General features: G+C 37.4%; 11 protein-coding genes and 1 pseudogene. All 12 read left to right on the forward strand.

Going from position 1 to position 12,207, the window contains the following annotated elements:
* Positions 1–23: 23 nt before the first annotated feature.
* The 12 genes and pseudogenes from VS868_RS13960 (at position 24) to VS868_RS14015 (ending at position 11,538) form a co-directional block, all read left to right on the forward strand.
* Positions 24–1,022, forward strand: a complete 999-nt coding sequence (locus tag VS868_RS13960) for an SDR family oxidoreductase (RefSeq protein WP_345598373.1) — start codon at positions 24–26, stop codon at positions 1,020–1,022.
* A 5-nt stretch (positions 1,023–1,027) separates the two neighbouring features.
* Complete coding sequence (locus VS868_RS13965; protein ID WP_345598374.1) at positions 1,028–1,741, forward strand: GNAT family N-acetyltransferase; 714 nt, start codon at positions 1,028–1,030, stop codon at positions 1,739–1,741.
* A 10-nt stretch (positions 1,742–1,751) separates the two neighbouring features.
* Positions 1,752–3,035 carry a nucleotide sugar dehydrogenase gene (locus VS868_RS13970; RefSeq protein ID WP_345598375.1) on the forward strand — a complete coding sequence of 428 codons (1,284 nt, stop codon included), beginning with the start codon at positions 1,752–1,754 and terminating at the stop codon, positions 3,033–3,035.
* 125 nt (positions 3,036–3,160) lie between these two features.
* Complete coding sequence (locus VS868_RS13975; protein WP_345598377.1) at positions 3,161–4,555, forward strand: UDP-glucose 6-dehydrogenase; 1,395 nt, start codon at positions 3,161–3,163, stop codon at positions 4,553–4,555.
* A 101-nt stretch (positions 4,556–4,656) separates the two neighbouring features.
* Positions 4,657–5,457 carry a 3'(2'),5'-bisphosphate nucleotidase CysQ gene (gene cysQ / locus VS868_RS13980; RefSeq protein ID WP_345598378.1) on the forward strand — a complete coding sequence of 267 codons (801 nt, stop codon included), beginning with the start codon at positions 4,657–4,659 and terminating at the stop codon, positions 5,455–5,457.
* Positions 5,447–5,911 carry a DUF2061 domain-containing protein gene (locus VS868_RS13985; protein ID WP_345598379.1) on the forward strand — a complete coding sequence of 155 codons (465 nt, stop codon included), beginning with the start codon at positions 5,447–5,449 and terminating at the stop codon, positions 5,909–5,911. The genes cysQ and VS868_RS13985 overlap by 11 nt, the downstream gene beginning before the upstream one ends.
* A 14-nt stretch (positions 5,912–5,925) precedes the next feature.
* Positions 5,926–6,522 carry an adenylyl-sulfate kinase gene (gene cysC, locus VS868_RS13990; RefSeq protein WP_345598380.1) on the forward strand — a complete coding sequence of 199 codons (597 nt, stop codon included), beginning with the start codon at positions 5,926–5,928 and terminating at the stop codon, positions 6,520–6,522.
* On the forward strand, positions 6,519–7,424 hold the full coding sequence (gene cysD / locus VS868_RS13995) for a sulfate adenylyltransferase subunit CysD (RefSeq protein ID WP_345598381.1): 906 nt from the start codon (positions 6,519–6,521) through the stop codon (positions 7,422–7,424). The genes cysC and cysD overlap by 4 nt, the downstream gene beginning before the upstream one ends.
* Positions 7,425–7,465: 41 nt before the next feature.
* A complete protein-coding gene (locus VS868_RS14000) occupies positions 7,466–7,858 on the forward strand; it encodes a GxxExxY protein (RefSeq protein WP_345598382.1) in 393 nt (130 codons plus the stop codon).
* Positions 7,859–7,884: 26 nt separating this feature from the next.
* Positions 7,885–9,138 (forward strand): GTP-binding protein, encoded by a 1,254-nt coding sequence (locus VS868_RS14005; RefSeq protein ID WP_345598383.1) that lies wholly within the window; start codon positions 7,885–7,887, stop codon positions 9,136–9,138.
* Between the two features lie 88 nt (positions 9,139–9,226).
* A pseudogene (locus VS868_RS14010) lies at positions 9,227–10,677 on the forward strand (MBOAT family O-acyltransferase).
* Positions 10,678–10,680: 3 nt separating this feature from the next.
* Positions 10,681–11,538: a hypothetical protein gene (locus tag VS868_RS14015; protein ID WP_345598385.1), complete on the forward strand. Its 858-nt coding sequence runs from the start codon at positions 10,681–10,683 to the stop codon at positions 11,536–11,538.
* Positions 11,539–12,207: the final 669 nt, after the last annotated feature.

A 12,207-nucleotide genomic window follows, 5' to 3' on the forward strand; every position in this document is an offset into this window, starting at 1 on the left:
AAAAATAACCCAAATTTTATTTAATGAACAGCAAACAATTTGAATTGCTAAGTTCTTCTAAAGTATTAGTAACCGGCGGTGCCGGTTTTATTGGATCTAATCTTTGCGAAACTCTTTTAGGTCTCAATGCCAAAGTAATTTGTCTTGATAATTTTGCAACGGGGAAAAGGGAAAATCTTGCAGCAATAATTGATCATGAAAATTTTACTTTGATAGAAGGTGATATTAGAAACCTGGAGGACTGTAAAAAAGCAGTCGCCGGTGTGGATTTTGTCTTGCATGAGGCCGCCCTTGGATCTGTTCCGCGATCTATTAATGATCCCATAACAACTAACGATGTCAATATTTCCGGGTTTCTGAATATGTTGGTAGCATCACGAGATGCCGGGGTAAAAAGATTTGTTTATGCCGCAAGTTCTTCTACCTATGGTGATTCTGAAGCACTTCCGAAGGTAGAGGATAATATAGGAAAACCTTTATCTCCATATGCCATTACAAAGTATGTTAATGAACTATATGCAGATATTTTCCATACAACTTATGGGTTTGATACCATAGGCCTTAGATATTTTAATGTCTTTGGAAGAAAACAAGACCCGCATGGAGCATATGCGGCGGTAATTCCCAAATTTGTAATTCAGTTTATGAATCATGAAAGTCCCGTGATTAACGGCGACGGAAATTACTCCAGGGATTTCACATATATAGATAATGTGATCCAGATGAATTTACTGGCCTTAACTACGAATAATAAAGAAGCTCTGAATCAGGTTTATAATACTGCGGTAGGGGACAGAACGAATCTTAAGAAGCTTACTCATCTTTTAAAAAAATATCTTTCAGAATATGACCCTGGAATTTCCGAAGTGGCAGTAAAGCATGGACCTAATCGTGCGGGAGATATTCCGCACTCCCTGGCTTCCGTAAATAAGGCAAAAAAACTTTTAAATTATGATCCTCAATACAAGATCGAAGCAGGCTTAAAAGAGGCTGTAGATTGGTATTGGAAAAATTTGAGATAAAAACAATGGAGAAAGAGTTTGAAATATTAGAATGGGATAGTCAATTTTTTGGATTTAATGTTGCAAAGGTTAAGAAAGATCTATTGCTTAAAAATCCTGATACCCCTAAATTATTTGAAACTCTTGATAGCCAAAAAGTAAAACTTGCCTATTCCATTAATTCCTCAGAGCTTTTCAATGCTTCTCAGAATCTCTATGAGATTAAATATATTGTAAAAAGAATTCCGCTTCAGAAAAAAGTGGAAAAGGTGTATCCAATCCATCCCAATATTAATTTGTATGAGGAGAGAACAGTAGATCCCTCTCTAATTAAATTAGCTCAATTGGCAGGAAGACAGGGCAGATTCGGTCAGGATCCGAATATTCCTTTGGAACTCTGTGATAAAATATTCGAAAGTTATATTGTCAACTCAGTTAATAAAAAAATGGCAAGCCATATTCTCACCTATCGGGTAGAAGGTGAAATTGTAGGTTTTGCCACCATTGATATTCGCGAAGATAAAGGTTATACCCCACTTTTTGCTGTAAATAGGGCTTTTGAAGGCAAAGGTATTTCATTTGCCCTTATGCGAGCCGCCGAAACAATTTTAAAAGAAGAAAACTGTCCAATTGCTGTTGGAGGTACACAGAAATTAAATGTAAAAGCTCTTAAGGTTTATCAGAGATTTGGATTGATACCCCAGGAGCCTGAATATGTATATCACCTTTGGAAAAAATAAATTTTAATAAATGAATAATAAAATAGCCATTATTGGTCTTGGATATGTTGGATTACCTTTAGCTAGACTTTTTGCTACAAAATATGCTGTGGTTGGATTTGATATAAGTCAGGAAAGGGTCAGAGAATTAATGACCGGGCACGATTCTACTTTGGAAGTGGAAGATGAGGTGCTGCAGTCAGCTTTAGTTCGTAAAGAAGCATTGCAGACCGGTATCGGACTTTTTTGTACCACAGATTTGAAAGACGTTAAGGATTGTAGTTATTATATAATTACTGTGCCCACACCAGTTGATAAAAATAACCGGCCAGATCTTACTCCACTTTACAAGAGTAGTGAGTCTGTAGGAAAAGTGCTTAAAAAAGGAGATATTGTAATATATGAGTCTACAGTGTTTCCCGGGGCTACAGAAGACGAATGTGTTCCGGTGCTTGAAAAAACCAGTGGCATGAAGTTCAATGAAGATTTCTTTGTGGGCTATTCACCGGAGAGGATCAATCCCGGAGATAAGGAGCACACTGTTGAAAAGATCTTAAAAGTTACCGCAGGGTCCACTCCCGAAGTAGGGAAAAAAGTAGACGAATTATATGCATCAGTCATTACTGCCGGTACTCATTTGGCACCAACTATTAAGGTGGCAGAGGCAGCTAAGGTAATCGAAAATTCTCAGCGGGATATAAATATTGCTTTTGTAAATGAGCTGGCGAAGATCTTCAATATGATGGATATTGATACCCAGGATGTTTTAGAAGCAGCGGGGACAAAATGGAATTTCCTTCCTTTTAAACCGGGACTGGTTGGTGGTCATTGTATTGGTGTAGATCCATATTACCTGGCACAAAAAGCTCAGGAAATAGGCTATCATCCTGAGATTATTTTGGCGGGTAGACGTATGAATGACTCTATGGGAAGTTATGTAGCTTCTGAAGTGATCAAGTTGATGCTTCAGAATGACCAAAAAGTGAAGGGTGCAAATATCATTGTCCTTGGTATTACTTTTAAGGAAAACTGTCCGGATGTACGCAATACTAAAGTTGTTGACGTAATCAAAAACCTTAAGGAATACGGCACCAACGTTACCATTTATGATCCTTTGGCCGATCCTGAGGAAGTGCAGCATGAATATGGACTTACTACCACAAAAGTTCTTCCTCAGGGAAAATTTGAAGCAGTAGTTTTAACCGTGGCGCATAAAGAATTCCTTGATCTTGACTTAGATCAGTTCAAAAATGGACAGACGGTTATTTATGATGTGAAGGGAGTGTTGGGGGATAGGTGTGATAAGAAATTGTAGCCCCCCTACCCCCGGAGGGGGAGTTATGTACTAATTATTTAAAATCTAATTTTCTAGGGGACCGGAATTTCGATCAATTTTATCCAAAATCCGCGAAATCCGTTAAAATCTGTGAAATCAAAATCATGAAAATAAAAAACATATGCTGCATCGGCGCCGGTTATGTAGGAGGACCTACAATGGCAGTAATCGCTCAGAAATGTTCCAACGTTAAAGTTACCGTTGTAGATATTAATGAAAAGAGAATAAAGCAATGGAATGATCCCGATGTTCAAAAAATTCCAATTTATGAACCCGGCCTTTCAGAAATTGTAAAGGAAACGAGAGGGCGAAATTTATTTTTTTCCACTGATGTTGATAAAGCTATAGATGAAGCAGATATGATATTTATCTCCGTCAACACTCCTACCAAGACTTACGGAATAGGGAAAGGTATGGCGGCCGATCTTAAGTATATTGAACTTTGCGCCCGACAAATTGCTGCAGTGGCTAAGAGTGACAAGATTGTAATAGAAAAATCTACTTTGCCTGTAAGAACTGCAGCGGCTTTAAAAAATATACTGGATAATACAGGAAATGGTGTAAAATATCAGATCCTGTCTAATCCTGAATTTCTTGCAGAAGGCACTGCGGTTCAGGATTTAAGAAATCCGGATAGGGTATTAATTGGTGGGGATGTGGATACTGAAGAAGGTCGGGAAGCCATGGAAGCCCTGGTCAATATTTATGAATCATGGGTGCCAAGGGAGAAAATTCTAACTACCAATGTCTGGTCTTCTGAACTTTCAAAATTAACTGCAAATGCCTTTCTTGCACAGAGAGTTTCCTCAATAAATGCCATTTCAGAGCTTTGTGAAAAAACAGGAGCCGATGTTAATGAAGTGGCTAAAGCTGTGGGAATGGACAGTCGGGTAGGTCCTAAATTTCTTAAAGCCTCTGTAGGTTTTGGAGGATCATGTTTTCAAAAGGATATTCTAAACCTTGTTTATATCGCCAGAACCTATAACCTGCAAGAAGTGGCTGACTACTGGGAGCAGGTGATCATCATGAACGATCATCAAAAAAGGCGTTTTGCAGCCAATATGGTCCAGACTATGTATAATACAGTGGCCGGGAAAAAGATTGCTATCTTAGGTTGGGCTTTCAAAGAAGACACTAATGATACCCGTGAATCTGCAGCTATTTATGTCGCAGATTATCTTCTGAATGAACAGGCCGAGATAGTGGTTTATGATCCAAAAGTGACAGAAGAACAGATCTACTCAGATCTTGATTACCTCGGAAGCCGAAGTGGAGATGCCAACCGGAAAGGGGTTACTGTAGTGAAATCGTCTTATGAAGCCTGTGATAATGCACATGCCATAGCTGTACTTACAGAATGGGATGAATTCAAACAACTTGATTGGAAAAAGATTTATGATCAAATGCTTAAACCTGCATTTTTGTTCGATGGGAGAAGACTTTTAGAGCCTAAAACCAAGAAAGAGATTGGGTTTGAATTCTATGCCATTGGGAATTAAGAAAGGGAAAGAGGATCATAAAACCTATTAAAGAGATAGATCTATCTTTTTTATGATTCTCTTTCTCTGTTTCTACAGGTTTCGGTATATTTAGCCCCTCTATGAAAAATCACTTAAGAACAGCTATAGAGGCTTCCATCGCAGCCGGCAGGGAGATCATGAAAATTTATGAGCAGAAGGATCTTCAGGTTGAACTGAAGGAAGACGACTCTCCTCTAACCATTGCCGATCGACGAGCGAATGATATTATTAATGAATTTCTAATTCCTTCCGGAATACCTGTAATAAGTGAAGAGAATATCCAACTATCTTTTGAAGAAAGAAAAAGCTGGCAAAGATGTTGGATTGTAGATCCGTTAGATGGAACCAAGGAATTTATAAAAAGAAATGGGGAGTTTACCGTCAATATTGCTTTGGTATTTGAAGGGTATCCTGTGCTGGGAGTAATTTATGCTCCTGCTCTAAAGTCGCTATATTTTGCTGATGTATCTGAATCTAAGGCTTATCAGATTACCTTAGAAAATGAAGATTTGGATCTGGATCTGATTCTTACTAATTCAACCCAGATCTTTCCTCAACAGGCAGGATCCGAGATAAAAGTTGTGGGTAGTAGGTCGCATATGAGCCAGGCAACCCTTGATTTTATTGAAAAGCTCAAAGAAGAAGGGAAAGAAGTGGAAATACTATCCAAAGGAAGTTCTCTTAAGTTTTGTTTACTTGCCGAGGGCGCAGCCCATGTTTATCCGAGATTCGGTCCAACCATGGAGTGGGATACCGCTGCCGGACAGGCTATTTGTGAAGCCGTTGGCTTTACCTGCAGATGGGCAGCTTCAGGAGAGCGTATCACCTATAACAGGGAAAACCTTAAAAACGACCATTTTTCTGTTGTTTATGAAGGATAGATCTTATAAAAGGCATTTAGCTAAAACAATTACGTGGAGAATCGTTGGAACCATGGATACTTTTTTCCTGGCCTGGATGATTTCCGGAGATCCCTTTGCAGGTCTTAAAATTGGTTTGGCTGAGGTAATAACAAAAATGACGCTATACTATTTTCATGAAAGATTATGGTTTAAAGGGGAGTTTTTGGCATCCTCAGGAAAATGGAGTAGTAGAAAAAGGCATTTTGCCAAGACCATTTCCTGGAGAATTGTAGGAACAGTAGATACTATGCTGCTTGCCTGGATAATCACAGGAAATCCTGTTACGGGATTAAAAATAGGACTGGCTGAGGTAGTGACAAAAATGTTGCTGTACTATTTTCACGAAAGAGCATGGTACAGGATTGATTATGGGGTAGCCCACAAAAGGAAATCAAAAGAGTCTAAGATGAATATTCTTACATCTAATAAATAGGAAGCTGTGATAGCATGAAAAAGAATATTGTTGAACATAACTATAGTGTTTCGAGGGAAGATCGAACCAAAAAGCATAAGCACCAATCTATGGTTATTTGGTTTACAGGGCTTTCAGGTTCAGGAAAATCAACTATTGCAAACAGTCTCGAAAAACGCCTTTTTAAAGAGGGAATATCTACTTATTCTCTTGACGGGGATAACATCCGCAGCGGATTGAGTAAAGGTTTAAGTTTTAGCAGGGAAGACCGTCATGAAAATAACCGGCGAATAGCAGAAGTCGCTAAACTGTTTGTTGACGCAGGAATAGTAACTATAGCCGCTTTCATTTCGCCGCTAAAAGTGGATAGGATTCAGGCAAGGGACATTATTGGAAAGGAAAATTTTGTTGAGGTGTATGTAAATACCCCGCTGGAAGTTTGTGAAGAAAGGGATGTTAAAGGTTTTTACAAAAAAGCCAGGCAGGGGGAAATAAAGAATTTTACAGGAATAAGTGCTCCTTATGAAGCTCCAGATAATCCGGATATTGAAATAAAAACAGTGGAGGAATCTGCAGAAGAAGCCATTGAAAGGCTTTATCATTTTCTGCAACAAAAATTGAAAATTAAATGAGTAAATATTATTTAAACTATCTCGACGAATTAGAGTCTGAAGCCATTTTTATTCTAAGGGAGGTTTGGGCGCAGTTTGAAAATCCTGTGATCTTGTTTTCTGGCGGAAAAGACTCAATCCTTGTTACACATCTTGCCAAAAAAGCCTTTTTTCCAGCCAAAATTCCATTTGCATTGCTTCACGTGGATACTGGACATAACTTTCCTGAAACTATTCAGTTCAGGGATGATCTGGTGAAAGAGCTGGGGGTGAAACTTATTGTAGGTTCTGTTCAGGAGTCGATCAATAACGGAAGAGTAGCTGAAGAAAGAGGAAAGAATGCCACCCGAAATGCATTACAGATCACCACCCTTTTGGACACTATTGAAGAACATAAGATTGACTGCGCTATTGGCGGGGGTAGGAGAGATGAGGAAAAAGCTAGAGCAAAAGAACGCTTCTTTTCTCACCGCAACGATTTTGGGGAGTGGGATCCCAAAAACCAACGCCCGGAACTATGGAACCTTTTGAATGGAAAACACTTCGAAGGAGAACACTTTAGGGCTTTTCCTATAAGTAACTGGACTGAAATGGACGTGTGGAATTACATAAAAAGAGAAAATATAAGTATTCCATCTCTTTATATTGCTCACGATAGGGAAGTAGTGTGGAGGAGTAATTCCTGGATTCCTGTTTCTGAATTTCTTAAGTTGGGACCAGATGAAAAAACTGAAACTAAAAAGATTCGGTTTAGAACACTTGGTGATATTACTATTACTGGAGGAATAGAATCTGAAGCCGATACGTTGGAAAAGATTGTTCAGGAAGTTTCAGCAATGCGTAAGACCGAAAGAGGAGACCGTTCTGATGATAAAAGGAGTGAGACGGCGATGGAAGATAGGAAGAAGCAAGGTTATTTTTGAACACCAATTGTCGCGAATTAAGGCGGATTAACGCGAATTGAATGGAGGATAAAATCTTATATAAAGAAGAAAGTTATAAGATAATTGGAATTTGCATGAAGGTTCATAGAATTCTCGGAAATGGTTTTTTAGAGGCTGTATATGAGGAAGCCTTAGCTAAAGAATTTGCGAAAGAAAATATTCCTTTTAACCGTCAGGTCAAGTTGAACATATTTTACGAAGAACAACAACTAAATAAATTTTATAAGGCCGATTTTATCTGCTACGATAAAATTATCTTAGAAATAAAAACAGTGAAATTCGTTCCTATTGCCTTTCATGCGCAGCTTAAAAATTATTTGGCTGCAACAAAAAAGGAACTGGGGATTCTCATCAACTTTGGTGAACCCTCGCTAACCTATAAAAGAATAGTTAACTCAAAAAATTCGCGATAATTCGGAAGAAATTCGCGTAAATCCGTATGATAGATAATAACCAACTATTACGTTTCACCACCGCCGGCTCTGTCGATGACGGTAAATCCACCCTCATAGGCCGACTTTTATATGATTCCAAGTCCATATTTGAAGATCAACTGGAATCAGTGAGCGCTACAAGTGCAAAAAAAGGTCATAAGGGAGTCGACCTGGCTTTATTTACCGATGGACTAAGGGATGAAAGAGAGCAGGGGATAACTATCGATGTAGCCTACAGGTATTTTACTACACCAAAAAGGAAATTTATAATTGCAGATACGCCGGGTCATATTCAGTATACCCGTAACATGGTTACCGGAGCATCTACGGCTAATGCAGCTGTAATTTTAATAGATACCCGCCACGGGGTGATCGAGCAGACCAAAAGACATTCCTTTATAGCTTCTTTGCTGAATATCCCACACCTTATCGTATGTATCAATAAAATGGACCTGGTTGATTATTCTGAAGAGAGGTTCAATGAGATTATAGGACAGTTTGAAGAATTTTCTTCAAAACTACTTATGAAAGATGTTCGTTTTATTCCTATTAGTGCATTGGATGGAGATAATGTGGTTAATCGTTCTGAGAACATGAATTGGTACCAGGGAGGAACTTTACTCAATATTCTGGAGACCCTATACATTAGCAGTGATATTAATAAGATCGATGCCCGGTTCGCGGTACAGACGGTTCTAAGGCCACAGAGTGAGGAGCATCGGGATTACAGGGGATACGCAGGTAGAGTAGCCAGCGGGATTTACAGAGTGGGAGATGAAGTGGCGGTGCTGCCATCGGGCTTTACCTCAAGGATCAAATCCCTTAATGCAGGTGATACTGAAGTTCAGGAAGCCTATGCTCCAATGTCCATAGCCATGACTCTTGAAGATGATATTGACGTGAGTAGGGGAGATATGATCGTAAGGAAGAATAATCAACCTGAAGCCTCTCAGGAATTCGATGTTATGCTTTGTTGGTTAGGTGATGACGCGGCTAAGCCACGCGCAAAATATACACTCATGCATACGAGTAATGAACAAAGGGCAATGATCAAAGAAGTCATCTACAAGGTGGATATCAATTCTTATGAGCGCCTGGGTGAGGACAAGGAATTGAAAATGAATGATATTTCAAGAGTGAAAATAAGATGTACCCGACCCCTAATGCTGGATTCTTACAGAGAGAACAGAAATACCGGAAGTATTATCCTTATAGACGAGTCAACTAATGAAACTGTTGCGGCTGGGATGATCGTCTAATCTGTGAAATCCCTTTAGAATCCGCGTAATTCTCTTTAATCCGTGTAATCAATTTTTAATATATTTGCTACCGCTCTAAATTTTATCAATGCTTTTTAATTCCCTGGACTTTGCGATTTTTTTACCGATCGTCTTTATCCTTTACTGGTTTGTTTTCAATAAAAGTTTAAAAGGACAAAACCTACTTGTTGCTGCTGCAAGTTATTTTTTCTACGGCTGGTGGGATTGGCGGTTTTTATCACTAATACTCTTTAGCACCCTCGTAGATTATTTTGTAGGAGTAAGTTTAGGCAAAACCGAAACGCCTTCAAAGAGAAAGGTTTTGCTTTGGGTCAGCATATTAGTAAATTTAGGTTTCCTTGGTTTCTTTAAGTATTATAACTTTTTCCTTGATAATTTTAAGTCTGCTTTCAGTGTCGCGGGTTATGACTTGAATGCAAATTCCCTTAATATTATACTTCCGGTCGGGATTAGCTTCTACACTTTTCAGACAATGAGCTATACCATAGATGTTTATAAAAAGCGTCTTGAACCAACCAAAAACTTTATTTCGTTTGCTGCATTTGTGAGTTTCTTTCCTCAATTAGTTGCGGGGCCTATTGAGAGAGCCTCAAATTTATTACCTCAATTTTATAAATCGAGGAAATTTGAATATAGCCAAGCTGTAGATGGCATGCGACAGGTTCTTTGGGGCTTGTTCAAGAAGGTAGTAATTGCAGATAACTGTGCAGTATATGCAAATCATATTTTTGAGAACTCTACGGATATGTCCGGGAGCACTCTGCTTTTGGGTGCGATATTTTTTACATTTCAGATCTATGGGGATTTCTCCGGGTATTCCGATATCGCCATAGGAACCGCCCGACTTTTTGGATTTAATTTGATGCAAAATTTTGCTTATCCATATTTCTCCCTGGATATAGCTGAATTTTGGAGGCGCTGGCATATTTCTTTATCTACTTGGTTTAGGGATTATTTGTATATTCCTCTTGGAGGGAGTAGGGGGGGCACCTGGATGAAAGTGAGGAATACTTTTATCATATTTGTTGTAAGTGGATTTTGGCATGGAGCCAATTGGACTTTTATTGTTGGGGGGCTTTAAATGCATTGTATTTTTTACCCTTACTTCTGACTAAAAGGAATCGGCAGAATATGGAAGTTGTCGCCGAGAATTCTTATTTGCCTTCCCTGAAAGAGCTTGGGCAAATGGCACTGACTTTTGGGTTGACCGTGATCGCTTGGGTATTCTTTAGAGCAGAGAATATTGGGCATGCCATGAGTTATTTGGGAGGGATGTTCTCTAAGTCTTTACTTAGTATTCCTTACTATGAAGGAATTGGTTATTCTCTAAAGGTAATTCCTGTAATATTTTTATTTTTCGTAATAGAATGGTTTGGTAGAAGAGATAAATTTGCATTGGAAGATTTATCTATAAATAGGAAACACAAATTAAACTGGTTGTTTTATGGAGGACTAGTTTTTTTAATTGGGATGTATATGTATACTACTGAAACTGATTTTATTTATTTTCAATTTTAATTTATGGAAATAGGCCTTTTTATTAAGAGAAGTATAGGGTTTGTTCTTTTTGCCTTTTTATTTTATATAATAGGAGTAATTGTATATGGGGAGTTTTTGCCCCAAAAATTCCAATATAATATCTTTTATGAAAAGTTTGCCTATGGATTTTCAAATACAAGATTTAAAGAAGTCAACGAAATAGACAACGTGGATACCTTATTCCTGGGTTCTTCGAGAGCTTATCGACATTACGACCCCCGAACCTTCGAAAAAGCGGGATATTCCAGTTTTAATATGGGAAGTAGTTCTCAAACATTTTTGCAAACGGAAATACTTGTAAAAAGATATCTTGAGACCCTTAATCCAAAATATGTTATTCTGGATGTCTATCCGGGTGCGTTTTCTTCCGATGGTTCAGAATCCTCTTTGGATTTAATTTCAAATGATTATAATAGTTGGGATACATTAAAACTAGCAATTTCATTAAAAAATATAAAGGTTTTAAACACCTGGATATATGCAATATACAAAGAATACTTTTTTAAATCACTCGAAGAAAGGGAGGAGTTAACAAAAGGAGTAAATAAATATATTTCCGGTGGTTTTGTGGAACGTGATGTGGAACGCATTGAGATTCATGAAAAACTTAACCAACAATGGAAATATAATAAGGATCAGTGGGAATCCTTTGAAGAGATTTTAACCTTTATTCTGGAATCAGAGAGTAAACTGATTGTTCTGCATTCCCCCCTTCATAATAGTATTAGTTACAGTAATACTGAAAGGTTAACAGAATATCTAAGATTACGAAACATCCCATATCATAATTACAAAAACTTGATTTTTATTAATGACTCCCTTCATTTTTATGATGCATAATAAATTTATTATAAAAAACCATTTTAATTTTTAAGATTTTTATATAAACAAAGGTTTTTTTGGCCAATTGAAATTCTTATTGAATTGTGTAGGTACTGTATAAATAATTAATAAAATAGAGAAATGGGGGAATTCTCCACCCCAAAAATATAACTTTTATTAAGCTTTAAGGATTATTTACAATTTTAAACAGCACAAAATCCTTATTTTCGCGTTTGTTTTCAAAAGGAGGATTTCTTTCATCCTATTTTTAATCTTTTTTAAATTTCAAAGGGTCTAAATGTATCTTGATTTTCCTTTTTTAAATAATAAAATATTAATAAGTTAATTTTCTAAATGTAACAATTTCGTTAAAAATGTTAGATTATAAATCCTTTATTAATAACCGGGGTTTCCGGCTCTTTAGGTAAAGCTTTAACCTCTCATATTTTGAATAAATCATATTAAAAATTGGTAATCTGCACGCTTGATCTATACGGGTGACTTGATAATTTAAGGGATTTGAGTTTAATGAAAATTATAACCTTTTTAAGAGCCAGAAATTTAATCTGGATGTATTGGCAGTCTTTTTGAGGAATTAAGATTTAGAGTGGAAACCTACTGTAACTTTGGAAGAGGGCTTTAGACCGGTATTTGATATAAATGGTTGAAAAAAAATGTGACCAGTTG

This window comes from Salinimicrobium sp. 3283s, assembly GCF_039602225.1.
GTDB lineage: Bacteria > Bacteroidota > Bacteroidia > Flavobacteriales > Flavobacteriaceae > Salinimicrobium > Salinimicrobium profundisediminis.